Annotated in this window: 13 protein-coding genes; 6 read left to right on the top strand and 7 right to left on the bottom strand. The window is 65.7% G+C overall.

The features are described from left to right. Positions 1–16: 16 nt before the first annotated feature. From QQL28_RS11315 to rfaD, 6 genes are all read right to left on the bottom strand, one after another. Entirely contained in the window at positions 17–964 is a 948-nt protein-coding gene (locus QQL28_RS11315) for an NAD-dependent epimerase/dehydratase family protein (protein ID WP_284264838.1), read from the bottom strand. Then, a complete protein-coding gene (locus tag QQL28_RS11310; protein ID WP_284264837.1) occupies positions 961–2,181 on the bottom strand; it encodes a glycosyltransferase family 4 protein in 1,221 nt (406 codons plus the stop codon). The genes QQL28_RS11315 and QQL28_RS11310 overlap by 4 nt, the downstream gene beginning before the upstream one ends. A gap of 2 nt (positions 2,182–2,183) precedes the next feature. Continuing rightward, on the bottom strand, positions 2,184–4,094 hold the full coding sequence (locus QQL28_RS11305) for an SDR family NAD(P)-dependent oxidoreductase (protein ID WP_284264835.1): 1,911 nt from the start codon (positions 4,092–4,094) through the stop codon (positions 2,184–2,186). A gap of 83 nt (positions 4,095–4,177) precedes the next feature. Continuing rightward, a complete protein-coding gene (locus QQL28_RS11300) occupies positions 4,178–5,464 on the bottom strand; it encodes an O-antigen ligase family protein (RefSeq protein ID WP_284264833.1) in 1,287 nt (428 codons plus the stop codon). Continuing rightward, positions 5,461–6,945, bottom strand: coding sequence for a D-glycero-beta-D-manno-heptose-7-phosphate kinase (rfaE1, locus tag QQL28_RS11295; RefSeq protein ID WP_284264831.1), 1,485 nt, complete (start codon positions 6,943–6,945; stop codon positions 5,461–5,463). The genes QQL28_RS11300 and rfaE1 overlap by 4 nt, the downstream gene beginning before the upstream one ends. 13 nt (positions 6,946–6,958) lie before the next feature. Further along, entirely contained in the window at positions 6,959–7,939 is a 981-nt protein-coding gene (rfaD, locus tag QQL28_RS11290) for an ADP-glyceromanno-heptose 6-epimerase (RefSeq protein WP_284264829.1), read from the bottom strand. 226 nt (positions 7,940–8,165) lie between these two features. Between rfaD and waaF the strand changes: the two genes are divergently transcribed. Next, complete coding sequence (gene waaF / locus QQL28_RS11285; RefSeq protein ID WP_284264827.1) at positions 8,166–9,236, top strand: lipopolysaccharide heptosyltransferase II; 1,071 nt, start codon at positions 8,166–8,168, stop codon at positions 9,234–9,236. Positions 9,237–9,690: 454 nt separating this feature from the next. Here waaF and QQL28_RS11280 read toward each other — a convergent pair whose 3' ends face one another. Beyond that, a complete protein-coding gene (locus tag QQL28_RS11280; RefSeq protein ID WP_284264825.1) occupies positions 9,691–10,728 on the bottom strand; it encodes a glycosyltransferase family 4 protein in 1,038 nt (345 codons plus the stop codon). Positions 10,729–10,854: 126 nt separating this feature from the next. On the opposite strand from QQL28_RS11280, the gene galE reads away from it, so the two are divergent. From galE to QQL28_RS11255, 5 genes are all read left to right on the top strand, one after another. After that, entirely contained in the window at positions 10,855–11,868 is a 1,014-nt protein-coding gene (gene galE / locus QQL28_RS11275) for a UDP-glucose 4-epimerase GalE (protein WP_284264823.1), read from the top strand. A gap of 119 nt (positions 11,869–11,987) precedes the next feature. Continuing rightward, on the top strand, positions 11,988–13,796 hold the full coding sequence (locus QQL28_RS11270; protein ID WP_284264820.1) for an ABC transporter ATP-binding protein: 1,809 nt from the start codon (positions 11,988–11,990) through the stop codon (positions 13,794–13,796). Positions 13,797–13,828: 32 nt separating this feature from the next. Further along, on the top strand, positions 13,829–14,530 hold the full coding sequence (locus QQL28_RS11265; RefSeq protein ID WP_284264818.1) for a fumarylacetoacetate hydrolase family protein: 702 nt from the start codon (positions 13,829–13,831) through the stop codon (positions 14,528–14,530). Positions 14,531–14,665: 135 nt separating this feature from the next. Beyond that, positions 14,666–15,478, top strand: coding sequence for an amino acid kinase family protein (locus QQL28_RS11260; protein ID WP_284264817.1), 813 nt, complete (start codon positions 14,666–14,668; stop codon positions 15,476–15,478). Between the two features lie 13 nt (positions 15,479–15,491). Further along, positions 15,492–16,319 carry an amino acid kinase family protein gene (locus tag QQL28_RS11255; RefSeq protein WP_284264815.1) on the top strand — a complete coding sequence of 276 codons (828 nt, stop codon included), beginning with the start codon at positions 15,492–15,494 and terminating at the stop codon, positions 16,317–16,319. The last annotated feature ends 53 nt before the right edge of the window (positions 16,320–16,372 follow it).

The following is a 16,372-nucleotide window of genomic DNA, read 5'->3' as shown; positions in this document are numbered from 1 at the left end:
CAGTATCGAGGCGCCGTCAGGCGTCCTGAGACGACAATGCCAGCCGCAGTCCCTCATCAAGGGACACCTCCGGCCGCCAGCCGGTCGCGATCGCCTTGGATACATTCAGCTCGAGCGAGCCGATCAGGCTGTCATGGGTGTCCTGGCGACCGATGACCCCGAGCACCGAGCCCAGGAGGTCCTGCGGGACCGCAAACATCCGTGGCCGCTTGCCCGCGGCCCTGGCCAGCCTCTCGATGAATTCGGGCGTCGAGACCTGCTCCTTGTCGGCGATCAGGAAGACCTCGAAATTGCTCGCGGGATCGGGATGGGCGAGCCGGCGCAGGATGAACGACGAGAGATTTTGCACGGCCAGGAAGGCGCGATGATTGCGGATCGCGGCAAACGGAAGCGGCAATCCGAGATTCACCGCCCGGCTCAGCAGCGCAAAATTTCCCTTGGCACCGGCGCCATAGACCAGCGGCGGCCTGATCACCGATATCTTCATGTCGCTGTCGCGCGCCAGCGTCTTGAGGCCTGCCTCGGCAGCCGCCTTGGACATGCCGTAGAGCCCGCGCGGGGTCAGGATGTCGTCCTCGCTGAACGGCGCGCGGCCCTCATTGCTGCGGCCGTGCACGAGCACGGTGCTGATGAAGATGAACTTTCGCACGCCGGCCCCAGCCGCCGAGCGCGCCAGATGCAGGGTGCCGGCGATGTTGACGTTGCGATAGAGCTGGACCGCGTGCTCCTCGTGCTTGTGGTGAACGCGGGCGGCAAGGTGGACGACCGCATCGACCCCGTCGAGCGCAGCCTGCCAATTGGTGTCAGGACCGATCGATTCGATGACGATCTCGTCATCCAGCCCCTCGGGGCTGCGCACCGCGCGACGGACCGACCACCCCTGCTCGACGAGGGCCGGCGCGACATGGCGGCCGACAAAGCCGCTGGCGCCCGTCACCAGCACAACCGGCTTTCGCTCGCTCATCGTTGCCCCGCCAGTTCCGGATTGCCCAACAATTCGTCGATCACGCCAGCATAGGCATCCATGGCCGCGGCGCGATCGAATTTTGCGGCGGCCTTCACCGCCCGGTCCGCGATGGCCTTGGCATCAGTGCCGGCCGCCGCCCGGATCGCATCCGCCAGCTCCTCGGGCCGGCCCGGCGCCACCACCCAGCCCAGCCCGTTTTCGACCACGGTCAACGCAGCCTCCGCCTCGGGCTCAGAAACCAGCACCACCGGACGACCGACGGCCAGGAGGTTATAGAACCGGCTCGGCACCGACACACCCGCAACGTTCTTCCGATAGGGGATGATCCAGACGTCGGCGGCGGCGAGAAACGCCTCGAGCTCGGCGTCCTCGACGCGCGGCACGAAGGAGACGTTCGGCAGGTTCGATTCCGCCTGCAATTGCTTCAGCCGCTCGAAGCCGATCCCCCAGCCGGAGAGCAGGAAGTGGATGTCCGTCTCCGGCCGCAACAGGCGCGCGGCCTCGAACACGATCTCCGGATCGTGCGTGAAACCGAGATTGCCCGACAGCCCGACGACGAAGCGGGCCGGCACCGCACGGCGGAAAGGGTTGTCCGCTGCGACCGGTCGCAGCGCGGGAACGAGCGTCGCCCAGTTCGGGATGAAGCGGATCTTGTTCGCGGTCATGCCGCGGTAGCGCAGCAGCGGCCCCTCGGCATCACGGCCGATGGTGATGACCGCATTGAGCGCGCGGAACAGATGCGCGTTGGCGGCACGGATCACGCGGGTCACGATCGAGCGCGGCTTGAGCAGGCCCGCCATCACCAGCACGTCAGGAAACAGATCGTGCATGATCAGCGCCGAGCGCGCGCCCTTCAGCCTTGCAGCGGCTGCGACCGCATAGGGCAGCATGAACGGCGCAGTCACGGTGAGCACGACATCGCCGCGCTTCAACACTTTGGTTAGTGCGAGGAAGGTGCGCAGCGCAAACAGGATCTCGGCAAGAGCGCGCCGGACCAGCGCTGCCTTTCCGGTCATCCGGTTCTTGACGGCAATGACGCGCGGCTTGCCCGGCCCGGTCTGCGAGGCCGGCAATGCGCCGGGCGTGCCGGACAGCACGACGACGTCATGGCCCACGGCAAGGCGGCACGCGATCTCCGCCATGATCGCCGCCGTGGTGCTGGGATCCGGCGGATAATGCTGGCTCGCGACGACGATCTTGCCTCGAGGCTGCATGGTCAGGCCGCAGTCGACCCGAATTCCGGAACCGCGTCCTTCAGGATGGTCCTGATCGTGGCGCGATCGTCGCGCGCGATCGCCTGCTCGAGCGCGGTGATCCATTTGCGCAAGGTCTGCATCGGTGGCTCGTTGGGCCGCGCCGCCATGATGCCGGCAATCCCGATCTCGACCGTCGGCTCTTCGGACGCGAACAGGATCTCGTTCAAGCGCTCGCCGGGCCGCATGCCGCTGAACACGATCTCGATGTCGTAGCCGGGCTGGAGGCCGGACAGGCGGATCATGCGCTCGGCGAGATCGACGATCTTGACCGGCTGGCCCATGTTGAGCACGTAGACCGAGACGCTCGAGCGCTCGGCCCCGAGCGCGTGGGTCGCAGCCGTGATCACGAGGTCGCAGGCCTCGCGGATGGTCATGAAGTAGCGGACCATGTCGGGATGGGTGACCGTGACCGGACCGCCGGCATCGATCTGCGCCTTGAATTTCGGCACCACCGAGCCGTTCGAGGCGAGCACGTTGCCGAACCGGACCGAGATCAGCCGCATCGGCGGCTTGTCTATCCCCTGCAAGCCCAGATCGTGATCGAGCGCCTGGCAGTACATTTCCGCAAAGCGCTTGGTCAGGCCGAGCATCGAGACCGGCTCGATCGCCTTGTCGGTCGATATCATCACCATGGCTTCTGCGCCGGCGGCAAGGGCTGCGTCCGCCACGTTGATCGAGCCGAAGATGTTGGTCTTGACGCCTTCGCTCCAGTCGCGCTCCAGGATCGGCACGTGCTTGAGCGCGGCGGCGTGGAACACGATGTCCGGCTTGAACTCGGCCATCAGGCGCATGACGCGCTCACGGTCGCGGATGTCGGCGATCCGGCCTTCGATCGTCGCCGCAGCCCCCTGCGCCGCAAGCGTTTCCGTGACAGCATAGAGCGCCGGCTCGGAATTCTCCAGCACCAGGAGGCGCGCAGCGCCGAAGGCGACGACCCGCTCGCAGATTTCGGAACCGATCGAGCCGCCGCCGCCGGTAACGATCACGGACTTGTCCCTGATCAGGGTTTCCAGGCGCGCATAGTCGATCTTCTCGCTCGGCCGCAGCAGGAGGTCCTCGACCGCGACCGCCGTGAGCCGCGGCGTGTCGCCGCTCTCGAGCGACGGCATGCGGTTGACGATCACGCCGAGCTTGCGCGCCCGCATCAGGATCGATTCCGGATGGGCTTCGGGCTCGAACGCGGACGGCGTCATCACGATACGGGCAATCGCCTTGTTGCGCTTGGCAAAGTCGCCGATGATGTCCTCGATGTCGTCGATGCCGCCCAGCACCGGCAAGTTGCGGATGAGCTGGCCGCGATCGGAGCTCGACGGCGACAGCACGCCGACCGGCCAGATGCGCTTGATCGCCCCGCTCTCGATGCCGCGCAAAAGCACCTCGGCATCCGCGGCACGGCCGATCAGCAGCGTCGGCGCGGCATCCTCGGTTCGGGCGTGACGCCGCACCCGCGTATAACGGAAGTAGCGGTAGGCGAAGCGCAACGCGCTCAGGAAGGAAATTTCCAGGAACCAGTAGAGGATGATGGTCACCTTACCGAGGAAGAAGGTGCCATGAACGTTGGGTGCCAGGAAGATATAGTCGAGCACGAGAAGCGCGACCGCGAGCACTGTCGCGGCGCGGATGATGTTGAGCGCGTCCGGCAGCGAGATGAACCGCCATTTCGTCGTGGTCAGATTGAAGAGGTAGAACACGATGACGCTGAAGGCGAGGAAGTAAGGCAGAATCTGGAACAGGAGGGGAAGACGCGCGAAGAAGAGGTCACCTCCCTCGAAGCGCAGGTAAAATGCAACAAACAACGCCGCCGTCGTCGCCAGCAGGTCGTGGAGCGCGATCAGGAAATTGCGCAAGTTGAGATGCGAAAGACGCGTCATCCGCCGACCGATGATATCCAGTTGTTTGCAACCTGACCGCGCTGATAGCCCATCTCGTCAAGACTTGCCAGCCGCGCGGCAGCTCAGGAACCTGCTTCCCCCACCTTCGGCTCGGCTTGTCGCGCGCGGATCACCATGCCGCCGGCAACGCCGACGCCGATGACGTACATCCAGCCCTCGTGGAAGTCGAACAGATGGGAGTTGAACAGCGACGTGAAGATGTTCTGCACCACGACCAACAAGCCGATCCAGTTGGCAAGTCCGTCGCCGCGAAACAGCAGGAGATGCAGGATCCAGATCGCGTAGAGGACGACGATGCCGATGACGCCCCATTGCACGGCGACATTCAGCGTCTGGTTATGCGGGTTGCCGATCACCTCGGCGGAAGCCTGGTACTGCCCACTCGGCGTGGCGACCTGCTCGAACAATCCGCGCGTCGAGCCCGTGCCGTGCCCCATGACCGGCGCCTCCGCGAAGAAGCCGAGGGATTTTCGCCAGAATTCGAGCCGCAGTCCCATCGAGGTCGGAATGCCCTTCTCCTTGTAGAGCTGGTAATCGCTTGAGAAGGTGTCCGCCGTCTTGCGCAGCTGCGGCGAGGCCTGCCAGGCCAGCAGCGCAAGAACCACCAATCCACCGCTGATGAGCAGGATGCTTCGCCATCTCAGATGCAGAAACGCGAACACCGCGAGCATGATCGGCACGGTGACGAGCGCGGTGCGCGACACCACGACGAAAGCCATGTTGACGAAGAAGCTCAGCGCGAGGGCCGTGAGCAGCCCAGCGAGCCAATATCTTTTCTCTCGCAGCAGCATCACGACCGGATAGGCGAGCGCGACCGCGCACAGCGTGAATTCCTGGCTCTGGTCGATGTAGTTCTTGACGAAGATGCCGCGTTCGAGGTTTCCGGGCTTGATCGAGAGCGCCGGATTGAAGGCGACCAGCCAGGACATCACCGACAACAGCGCGCAGGAGACCAGGAAGGCGACGAACACCCAATGTCCGCGCGCGGAGCGTTCGAAATGATAGAGCAGGACCGGAAGCACGAGCAGCTTGACGGTCGGGTTCACGGCATGGAGCCGCGCGCCCCACGCCGCATCGGACCACAGCGTTCCGACCAGCGCGAGCAGGAACAGCGCGATCGGCGCCGCGCAGATCGGCCGCTTCAACGATTGCAGGAAATCCCTGACGTCGAGAAACGGCACCATGCAGGCGAGCATGAGGGCATTGAAGATCGCGGCCAGCGACGTGGACCACGGCAGCGAGGCCGCGGTCAGGATTGCGAACAGGTCCACGGTCTCGGCCCACGCGGCCGGGCTGCGCAAGCGGCGCAGCATCATTGCACCGGTGGTTTCCCGCGCCAGCACCGTCACGTCGTCCCTCCCCGCGCGCGGTTGACGAGTGCGGTCGTGCTGAAGCCCCGGAGGATGTCGACCAGCACCACGGTTCCGCCGGCTGCTTCGACGACGTCGTAGCCGACCACCTGCTCGCGGGTGTAGTCGCCGCCCTTCACCAGCACGCTCGGCTTGATGTCGGTGATCAGATTGATCGGCGTATCCTCTTCGAAGATGACGACGAGGTCGACGGCTTCGAGCGCCGCCAGCACCTCCGCCCGTGCACGCTCGTTCTGCACCGGCCGGTCCTCGCCTTTCAGCCGCCGCACCGAGGCGTCGCTGTTCAGGCCGACGACGAGGCGGTCGCAGGCGGCGCGCGCCGCGGTCAGCACCTTGACGTGGCCGGGATGCAGGATGTCGAAGCAGCCATTGGTGAAGCCGACGCGCAAGCCCTGCTTGCGCCAGTCCGCAAGCTGCGCGGCAAGCGCGCCAGGCGCGAGCACGATCTTCTCTTCGGCTGCGAGATAGGCATGCGGCAGGATCTTCCGCCGCAGCTCGGCCGCGCTCACGCTCGCGGTGCCCTGCTTGCCGACCGCGACCGCAGCGGCCGCGCTGGCCATGCGCAGCGACGTATCCCAATCGGCGCCCGTCGCGAGCGTCGCGGCGAGCGCGGCGGCGACGGTGTCGCCGGCGCCCGAGACGTCGCGCACCTTCACCGGGTAAGACGGCACGTGGACGGCCTCGCCCTCGCGCGGCACCAGCGTCATGCCGCGCTCGCTTCGCGTCACCAGGATCGCCTCGCAATCGGCAAGCCGCATCACGTCCTGCGCCGCCTCGGTGATGCTCTCCACCGTGTCGGCGCGGCTGCGGGTCGCCTCGGCAAATTCCTTGCGGTTGGGCGTGAGCAGGCTCGCGCCGCGATAGATCGCCCAGTTTAGGCTCTTGGGATCGACGATCACGCGCTTGCCGAGCTTGCGCGCGGCGTCGATCACGTTGCGGATCACGCGCGCGGTCAGGACGCCCTTGGCGTAGTCGGAGAGCAGCACGATGTCGGCACGGGGAAGCTGCGGCAGGATCGCCTCGATCAGCTTCAGCTCGATCTCGGTGGAGGCCGGCGCCGCCTGCTCCCAGTCGGCGCGCAGCATGTGGGTGGAAAAATGCTCGGAGACGAAGCGCACCTTGCGCGTCGTGGGGCGCGATGGATCGCACACCAGCACGCTTTCGATTCCGGCCGTCTCTGCCAGCGCGGCCCTGAGCCGTGCCCCAGCATCATCCTCGCCGACGAGGGCGACGAAGATGCAGCGGGCGCCGAGGGACGCGATGTTGCGCGCCACGTTGCCGGCCCCGCCGATATGCGTCTCGCTGCGTTGCGCGGCGATCACCGGCGCCGGCGCCTCCGGCGAAATCCGCGAGACCTCGCCATAGACGAATTCGTCGAGCATGAGGTCGCCGATGCAGAGCACGGTGCGGCCGGCGATGGCCTGGGCGAGCGTATCGAAATCGAAGACGGGCGTTTGCATGGTCCTCAACGCCTCAGCGGAAACGGTCGGGCCGGTCAAGGTAGCCCCTGACATAGGCCGTCACTGCATCTTCGAGCGCCGTGAAGCCGCCGTTATAGCCGGCGCGGCACAGGCGATCGACCTCGCTCTGGGTGAAATACTGGTAGCTGCCGCGGATCGCCTCGGGCATGTCGATGTATTCGATGTTGGGCTTGGTGCCGAGCGCGGCGTAGGCCGCGAGGATCAGGTCCTTGAAGCTGCGCGCCTTGCCGGTTCCGACGTTGAAGAGCCCGGAGACCGCAGGCGTTGCCAGGAGCCACATGATGACCCGAACGACGTCGTCGACATAGATGAAATCACGCCGCTGGTCGCCGTCGGCGATTCCCTCGCGATGCGACTTGAACAATTGCACGACGCGGCCGGCCCTGACGTCATCGAAGCGGCGCGCCAGCACGCTCATCATCGTGCCCTTGTGGTACTCGTTCGGGCCGAACACGTTGAAGAATTTCAACCCGGCCCATTGCGGCGGCAGCTTGTCGCCGCGCGCGAGGCGCTCGGCAACCGCAAGATCGAACAGATGCTTGCTCCAGCCGTAGAGGTTCATCGGCCGCAACGTCTTCAGCGCGGCGAGCGAGGCGTCGTCGCCAAAGCCTTCCTCACCGTCGCCATAGGTGGCGGCCGACGATGCGTAGATGAACGGCACGCCATTCGCCGTGCACCAGTCCAGAAGGCGCATCGAGAGGCGGAAATTGGTCTCGATGACGAGATCGCCATCGGTCGCGGTGGTCGAGGAAATGGCACCGAGGTGAATCACGGCATCGAGCTTGCGCCCGTTCAGCCAGTCGATCAGCTCGGCCGGCGGCACGATGTCGGCGAGCTGTCGCTTGGCGAGATTGCGCCATTTGCCCTCGTGGCCGAGGAGGTCGCAGACCGCCACGTCGCTGCGGCCCGCATCATTGAGCGCCGCCACGACATTCGATCCGATAAAACCGGCCCCGCCGGTCACCAGCAACATTCCACCCGTCCCTGCCCGATTTGCCAAATTCAGCGCGACCGCCCGAAAACCCGTCTCAAGAACCCGTCCAAAGAACCCGTCGCAAGAATCCGTCGCAAGTCCTGCCGTAGCGCATGATCCGCCAAAGTGTAAGCGGTTTTGGGATCGGAACTGTCCCGCCTTTACCTGCCTGTGCAGAGCGGCTACCGAACGGACCCTGTCGACATCGCTTGGGTCCCTTTAAAAAATGAACATAGATTCGCAATTTAGTGGATTGGAGGATCCGGCCGACACGCGCCCGATTCTGATCATCCCCTATATGTGGATCGGTGATTTCGTCCGCGGCCACACCGTGGTGCGGGTCCTGAACGAGCGCTGGCCGAATCGGCCGGTCGACCTTCTGACCACCCCGCTCTGCGCCCCCCTGGTCGACTATATGCCGGGCGTCCGCCAGGGGATCACTTGGGACCTGCCACGCAGCCGGCTCGCCGTGAACCGGCAATTCGGCCTCGCGAAGCTGCTGCGCGAGCGGAATTATGGCACGGCCCTGGTGCTGCCCCGGACCTGGAAGGCGGCCATCGCGCCGGCACTGGCCGGCATCCCCGAACGCGTCGGCTTCGTCGGCGAGGCTCGGTTCGGCCTGATCAACCGCTGGCGCTGGGGCGAGAAGCGGCTCCCCCGCTTCATCGACAAGAACGCCTCCCTCGCCCAGCCTGACGGCGCGCCGCTACCCCCGGAGTGGCCGGTTCCCCAACTGCGGGTCCCGCCCGGGGAGGTCGCCCGCTGGCGCCAGGCGAACGGCCTGACCGGGGTCACCGCGGTCGCGCTGGGCCCCGGCTCGGTCGGCGCTTCCAAGCGCTGGACCTACTATCCGGAAGCCGCCCGCCAGTTCGTGGAGAAGGGCCTCGAGGTCTGGGTGGTCGGCGGCCCCGGCGAGAAGGCCATGGCCCAGGAGATCGTCGCGGCCGGTGGACCGCGCGTGCGCGACCTGACCGGCAATGACTTGCGCAACGGGGTGCTCGCGATGGCGGCAGCCGGTGTCGCCATCTCCAACGACTCCGGGCTGATGCATATCGCGGCGGCGCTGGGCACGCCGACCATGGGCATCTTCGGCCCGACCAGCCCCTACCTCTGGGCGCCGCTCAACGGCCTCGCCGCCACCGTCGTGCAGGACAAGTCGATCCTCTCCTGCCAGCCCTGCCAGAGCACGATTTGCCGGATGAACGACCACCGCTGCATGCGCGACATCGCGGCCTCCGATGTCGTCGCGATCGCGCAGCGCGTGCTCAGCGAAAGCGGCGCGCGGGCCACGACCTGACAAGCGCGCTCGCGGCCTCATCGGCTCTCCGTCCTCCTCAGATCGTCCCAACGAGCAGGCGCTTGACCGGCCGGACAGCGGCCTCCCTGCCGGCGGCCGACGGGGAAGGAAAAAGCTGTTGACGAGAATGGGATCGGTATCTCCGAGCGTCGTTCGCTCCTGCACGAGCAGGCTCATGACCGAGCGCATCTTCATGATCTCCTGCGCCACGAAGGCACAGCTCTCATCCCGGTTGATCTGGTCACGCATGATGGCCTCAGCCTCAAGCATGCTAACGCGTAACGCCCTGATAAGTCTTCGGATTTCGTTGATGCGATTGTCCATGGCCATCTCCACTCACGGGATGGCATGATAAGAACGAAACATGAACAATGTGTCAAGAACTCCAGCCGTCATCGGCGCCTTTGCATGGGGTTGTTTTCGAGATTTTAGTCCGGGCCCCGAAAGCGGCGGTTCAGAGCAGCGGGCGATAGACGTCCCCGATCCGCCCCGCTTCAGCGTCCAGGCTGAATCGTTCGAGCACCCGCGCCCGCCCCCGCGCGCCCATGGCAAGTGCGGCGGCGGGATCGCGCATCAAGGGCTCGAGCGCGGCGACCAGTGCATCCACATCGCCCGGCGGCATCAGCACGCCCGTGACGCCGTCCTCGACTACGAGCTCGGCTGCGCCGGCGCGTGAGGCAGCAAGCGCGCTGCCCGCCGCCATCGCCTCGATCAGCGTCAGGCCAAAGCCCTCGTTGCGCGAGGTGAAGGCGTAGATCGTCAGCCGCTGATACCAGCGTTGTACCTGTTCGATCGGCAACTCGCCGGTGATGACGATGCGCGATTGCAGGCCGGCGGCCTCGATGCGCTTCTTGAGATCATTGGCAAACGGCATCTGCTCCGTCGTGATCGCGCCGACGATGACGGCGGTGAAATCCGGATGGCGCGGCAACAGGCGGCACATCGCATCGACGAAGATATCGCTGCCCTTCTGCGCGCGCACGCGGCCGAAGCAGCCGATCGCATAGCGGCCCGGCAGCGCGGCTTCCGCGAACGCCGCGGCGCGATCCTGCGGCGGCGCATAGACGTCGGTGTCGACGCCATGCGGGATCACGGTCGCCTTCACTTTCAGGAACGACGCCGAGATGTCCGACGTCGCGATGATCGCATCCATGCGCCGGATCAGCCAGCGCGTGATCCAGCTATGATGCCGCTGCGCGGCCGATGTGAACACGAGCTTCAACGGCCAGCCGAGCGCGCGCAGGAGCACGCCCGCGATCATCTCGTTGTTGCGCCGCGCGTGCCAGATCAGCGGCGTCTCGCGGCGCCATAGTTTCAGGAAACCGGCAACGCTCAAGCGCGCAATCCCCTCCGGCGCATCCGAGCCGAACCATGCGGCACGAAACAGCTTTGCCAGGCGCGGCGCGACCATCCGGTTGGTCGCGGTCACGCCGGAATAGCGCCTGTGCAGATTTGGCACGATCAGCTCGATATCGCCCGGTGAATTGGCCACGTCACGCTCCGTTTCGCGGGTTCCTATACGCAACATTAAGCATAGTGACCAGTTCGGCTGCGCCGATACCCCCTCTTCACCACGCAACCGCTAGCATCATCGGATGATCGGAAGACGGGTGAGATCATGACTGTGCTTGTCACCGGCGGTGCCGGCTATATCGGAAGTCACACGGTTCTGGCGCTGGCGGAAGCCGGCGAGGACGTCGTCGTGATCGACGATCTCTCCACCGGCTTTTCCGCCTACTTGCCGGAAGGAGTGCCGCTGTTCATCGGCGATGCCGGCGACGAGAACCTTCTCGAAGGCGTGATCGCCCAGCACGACATCGAGAGCATCATTCATTTCGCGGGCTCGGTCGTCGTGCCAGAGTCGATGCGCGATCCGCTCGGCTACTACCGCAACAACTTCATGACCGCGCGCAACCTGCTCAACGTCGCAGTGAAGCGCGGCATCAACCGCTTCATCTTCTCGTCGACCGCCGCCGTCTACGGCAATCCCGATCAGGTGCCGGTGCCCGAGCAGGCGCCGACGCGGCCGCTGTCGCCTTACGGCTCGTCGAAGCTGATGACCGAGATCATGCTGCACGACGTCGCCTCGGCCTACGGCATGCAATATGTGACCTTGCGCTACTTCAACGTGGCCGGCGCCGATCCGCAGGCGCGCATCGGGCTTGCCACCGTCGGCGCCACGCATCTGCTCAAGATCGCGGTCGAGGCCGCCACCGGCCAGCGCGCCAAGATCGACGTGTTCGGCACCGACTATCCGACGCCGGACGGAAGCTGCATCCGCGACTTCATCCACGTCACCGACCTGTCGCAGGCGCATCGCTCCGCACTGGCGTATCTGCGCCGCGGCGGCGCATCGACGACGCTGAACTGCGGCTATGGCCGCGGTTACTCCGTGCTCGAGACTATCGATGCCGTGCGCCGCGTGTCGGGGCGCAGCTTTGCGGTCCAGTACGCGCCGCGCCGGCCCGGCGACATCATGACCATGGTCGCCGACACCAGCCGCATCCGCAGCGTGCTGGACTGGAAGCCGCAATACGAGAACCTCGAGACGATTGCGGCCCACGCGCTGGCCTGGGAGGAACAGCTGTTTCGCGAGCGCCATGGCGAGCTCCGCCAGGCGGTCTCGGCCTAGAATCGTCGGCTTTGCAAGTCCTTAATTGGGCTTGAAAAACCCCGCCTGAGCGGGCACAGAGGCCATTCGATCCCTGACGCGCGGGCAGGTTTGCCCCTAGCGCCGTCAATGGACTACGGATGGCCCAGTTTCCAAAGAAAATCACCGACGATCCCTATGCGGCAGCGATCCTGATTCGCCGCCTCGTCATGGAACAGGGGATCACCTATTGGCGGCGCTACCTCGTCGCCTTCGCGCTGATGGCAACGGCCGCCGGTGCGACCGCGGCCGCGACCTACGTTCTCGGCCAGGTCATCAACCAGGCCTATGTCGACAAGAACGTGCCGGGCATCGCGATGCTGTCCGGCGTGACGGTGGTTCTCTTGTTCATCAAGGGCGTGGCGACCTACGGCCACATGGTGATCCTGACCAAGATCTCCAACGCCATCCTCGCCACCAACCAGCGGCAACTCTTCGCCAAGCTGATGCGCGAAAGCATCGGCTTCTTCTCCGAGCGGCACTCCTCGGAATTTTTGGCGCGCCTGACCGCCGGCGCCAAATCCATCACCGACGTCCTCAACATGCTGGTCAATGCCGTCGGGCGCGACCTGTTGATGCTGCTCGCGATGATCGGCGTGATGGTCTGGCAGGATCCGCTGATGTCGTTCATCGGCCTCGTCGCTGTGCCGCCGGCGATGCTGGTGCTGCGCAAGCTGGTCAAGCGCATCAAGGGCCTCGCCTACAACCAGTTCACCGGCACCGCAGACATTCTGGAGACCATGCAGGAATCGCTGCAGGGCATCCGCACGGTCAAGGCGTTCACGCTGGAAGATGCGATGCAAAGCCGCATCGACGAGAACATCGCCGTCGTCGAGCGCAACGCCAACAAGATGGCGCGCGTCGCCAACCGCTCCAACCCGCTGATGGAGATGCTGGGCGGCTTCGCGGTCGCCGGCTGCCTGCTCTATGGCGGCTACAGCGTGGTCGCGCTCGGCGCCACCCCGGGCCAGTTCTTCTCCTTCATGACCGCGTTCCTGATGGCGACCGAGCCGGCCAAGCGGCTGGCGCGGCTCAACATCGACCTCAACAGCCAGCTCGTCGGCGCGCGCATGCTGCTCGAAGTCGTCGACAGCCCGGCGAGCGAGCAATCCGATGACGACAAGCCGGCCTTGAGGCTGACGGATGCGCGGATCGAGCTCAACGACGTCAGCTTCGCCTATCGCGCCGGTGAGACCGTGCTCAACCGCATGAGCCTCACTGCCGAGCCCGGCAAGGTCACCGCGCTGGTCGGCCCCTCCGGCGGCGGCAAGTCGACCGTGCTGGCGCTGCTCTTGCGCTTCTACGAGGTGACGCAGGGCGACATCCTGATCGACGGCCAGTCGATCACGTCGGTGTCGCGCAAATCGCTGCGCGCGCAGACCGCCTATGTCGGCCAGGACGTCTATCTGTTCCGCGACACCATTCGCAACAACATCGCCTTCGGCAGGTTTGGCGCGACCGAGAACGAGATCACCGATGCCGCCAAGGCGGCCTGCGCCCACGATTTCATCATGAGCTTCCCGCTCGGCTACGACACCCCGGTCGGCGAGCACGGCACGCAGCTGTCCGGCGGCCAGCGCCAGCGCATCGCGGTGGCGCGCGCGCTGATCAAGAACGCGCCGATCATCCTCCTGGACGAGGCCACCGCCGCGCTCGATTCCGAATCCGAGAAGCAGGTACAGGAGGCGATCGAGCATCTCTGCCGCAACCGCACCACCATCGTGATCGCGCACCGCCTGCACACCATCATGCACGCGGACGCGATCCTGGTGGTCGAGGGCGGCGAGATCGTCGAGCGCGGACGGCATGACGAGCTGCTGCGCCGCTCCGGTCGCTACGCCTCGTTCTTCCGCCTTCAGCACCACGACGCCGGCTCCCTGCCGCTGGCGCCGGTCAGCGCAACCGCTTAGGATCATTCACCCAAGAGCAGCGAGACCGCTTCATGAACGCCGCCTCCTACGTCATCCCGCTTCCGCCTCAGGCTTCGCTTCCCGTCGTCGGGGAGAGCGGCCGTTATCCGGTGCGCCGCATCTGGTGCGTCGGCCGCAACTATCTCGAGCACATCCGCGAGATGGGCAATGACGAGCGCGCTCCGCCGTTCTTCTTCGCCAAGCACGCCGACATGCTGGTGCCCGATGGCGCCACCATCCCCTATCCGCCGCTGACCAAGGATTTGCATCACGAGGTCGAGCTGATCGTCGCGATGAAGAGCGGCGGCCTCAACATTCCGGCCGACAAGGCGCTCGATCATGTCTACGGCTATGCCGTCGGCATCGACCTGACCCGCCGCGACCTCCAGATCGCCTCGCGCAAGAAGGAGCGCCCCTGGGAGATCGGCAAGTCGTTCGACTATTCGGCGCCCTGCTCCGCGGTGCAGCCGGCCTCGAAGATCGGCCATCCCTCGAAGGGCAAGATCTGGCTCACGGTCAACGGCAAGGAAGCCCAGAAGGGCGACCTCACCGAGCTGATCTGGAATGTGCCGGAGATCATCTGGCAGCTCTCCCAGCAGGTGAAGCTCGCTGCCGGCGACATCATCCTGACCGGCACGCCCGCCGGCGTGTCGCAGCTCCAGCCAGGCGACAAACTCGAATGCGGCGTCGACGGCGTCGGCACGCTGAAGGTCTCGATCGGCCAACCCGAATAAGGCTGTGCCCCGCACCCGAAATGCAAAGCCCCGGAGCTCGCTCCGGGGCTTTTGTTTTGCGGCCAGCCGCGATTTTGCTAGATAGACCGCTTGGCGGTGCTTGAGCCCATTCGACAAACGAAAAGGACGTCTCTCATGGCAAACACGACGGCCGAGCTTGAAGCGCTCCTCATGCAGCGCTCGCTCACCGATCCCGCGCTTGTCGCTGCATCGGAGGCAGCTCCCGACTTCCGGATCCTGCCGGATGCAACTGTCATCAAGATCGGCGGACAGAGCGTCATCGATCGCGGCCGCGCCGCGGTCTATCCGCTGATCGAGGAGATCGTCGCCGCGCGCAACGCCCATAAGCTCCTGATCGGGACCGGTGCAGGCACCCGCGCGCGGCATCTCTACTCGATCGCGGCGGGGCTTCGCCTGCCGGCCGGCGTGCTCTCGCAGCTCGGCGCTTCCGTGGCCGATCAGAACGCCGCAATGCTCGGGCAGCTCCTTGCCAAGCACGGTATCTCCGCCGTCAGCAGCGCCGGGCTCTCGTCCGTGCCGCTGTTTCTCGCCGAGGTGAATGCCGTCATCTTTAGCGGCATGCCGCCCTATAGCCTGTGGATGCGTCCGGCGGCCGAGGGCGTGATTCCGCCGTACCGCACCGATGCCGGATGCTTCCTCGTGGCCGAGCAGTTCGGCTGCAAGGCGATGGTCTATGTGAAGGACGAGAACGGCCTCTACACCGCGAACCCAAAGACCGCGAAGAATGCCACCTTCATCCCGAAGATCTCGGTGGCCGAGATGAAGGCCAAGGGATTGCAGGACTCGATCCTCGAATTCCCGGTGCTCGATCTCCTTACCTCCGCGCGCCACGTCCGCGAGGTGCAGATCGTCAATGGCCTCGTTCCCGGCAATCTGACCCGCGCACTCGCGGGTGAGCATGTCGGCACCATCATCACCGCGAGCTGAAGAGATTAGCGCCATGACTGTCACCAACCAGATCAAGCACGTCGCCTCGCCGCTCGCGCGTCAGACCCTCCTCGACGGCGATCTCACCCGCCCCGTCGCGGGCAGCCGCCCGATCAAGCTGTTGCCCTGGGTGCAGGTCATCAAGATCGGCGGCCGCCTGATGGATCGCGGTCACGAGGCGATCCTCCCGCTCGTCGACGAGCTGCGCTCGCTGCTATCCGAGCATCGCCTGCTGATCCTGACCGGCGCCGGCGTGCGCGCCCGCCATCTCTACAGCGTCGGCCTCGATCTCGGGCTCCCCGTCGGATCGCTGGCGCCGCTCGCCGCAAGCGAGGCCGGCCAGAACGGCCATATCCTTGCGAGCCTCCTCGCGCCGGAAGGTGTCTCCTACATCGAGCACCCCACCATCGCGAGCCAACTCGCGATCCACCTCAGCGCGGCCCGCGCGGTCGTAGGCAGCGCGTTTCCGCCGTATCACCATCATGAATTTCCGACCTCGCGCATCCCGCTGCATCGGGCCGACACCGGCGCCTTCCTGCTCGCGGACGCGCTGGGCGCCGCCGGTCTCACGATCGTCGAGGAAGTCGACGGCGTCTACACCACCGATCCCAATGGTGCCGATGGGAAGAAGGCGGAGCTGCTGAAAGCGACGAGCTTTGCCGAGCTTGCAAAGCTCAAGGGCACGCTGCCGTTCGATCCGGCGCTGCTCGAGGTCATGGCCAACGCGCGGCACATCAGCCGCGTGCAGGTCGTGAACGGCCTCGTTCCCGGCCGTCTCACGGCGGCGCTGCGCGGCCAGCACGTCGGGACGATCATTCAGACCGGCGCTCGCCCGGCCTGATCCGACCGATCCTCCCGCGCGTCTTCGGCGCGCGCTCAGACCGCTCGGGACTT

The sequence above is a fragment of the Bradyrhizobium iriomotense genome (assembly GCF_030160715.1).
In the GTDB taxonomy this organism is placed as follows: domain Bacteria; phylum Pseudomonadota; class Alphaproteobacteria; order Rhizobiales; family Xanthobacteraceae; genus Bradyrhizobium; species Bradyrhizobium iriomotense.
The sequence above is the reverse complement of the archived record's forward strand: the minus strand, read 5'-3'. Positions and strand labels throughout refer to the sequence as shown.

Coding starts and splice junctions, on each gene's coding strand:
- QQL28_RS11315 (WP_284264838.1), bottom strand. CDS start 964: ATGAGCGAGCGAAAGCCGGTTGTGCTGGTGACGGGCGCCAGCGGCTTT.
- QQL28_RS11310 (WP_284264837.1), bottom strand. CDS start 2,181: ATGCAGCCTCGAGGCAAGATCGTCGTCGCGAGCCAGCATTATCCGCCG.
- QQL28_RS11305 (WP_284264835.1), bottom strand. CDS start 4,094: ATGACGCGTCTTTCGCATCTCAACTTGCGCAATTTCCTGATCGCGCTC.
- rfaE1 (WP_284264831.1), bottom strand. CDS start 6,945: ATGCAAACGCCCGTCTTCGATTTCGATACGCTCGCCCAGGCCATCGCC.
- rfaD (WP_284264829.1), bottom strand. CDS start 7,939: ATGTTGCTGGTGACCGGCGGGGCCGGTTTTATCGGATCGAATGTCGTG.
- waaF (WP_284264827.1), top strand. CDS start 8,166: ATGAACATAGATTCGCAATTTAGTGGATTGGAGGATCCGGCCGACACG.
- galE (WP_284264823.1), top strand. CDS start 10,855: ATGACTGTGCTTGTCACCGGCGGTGCCGGCTATATCGGAAGTCACACG.
- QQL28_RS11270 (WP_284264820.1), top strand. CDS start 11,988: ATGGCCCAGTTTCCAAAGAAAATCACCGACGATCCCTATGCGGCAGCG.
- QQL28_RS11265 (WP_284264818.1), top strand. CDS start 13,829: ATGAACGCCGCCTCCTACGTCATCCCGCTTCCGCCTCAGGCTTCGCTT.
- QQL28_RS11260 (WP_284264817.1), top strand. CDS start 14,666: ATGGCAAACACGACGGCCGAGCTTGAAGCGCTCCTCATGCAGCGCTCG.
- QQL28_RS11255 (WP_284264815.1), top strand. CDS start 15,492: ATGACTGTCACCAACCAGATCAAGCACGTCGCCTCGCCGCTCGCGCGT.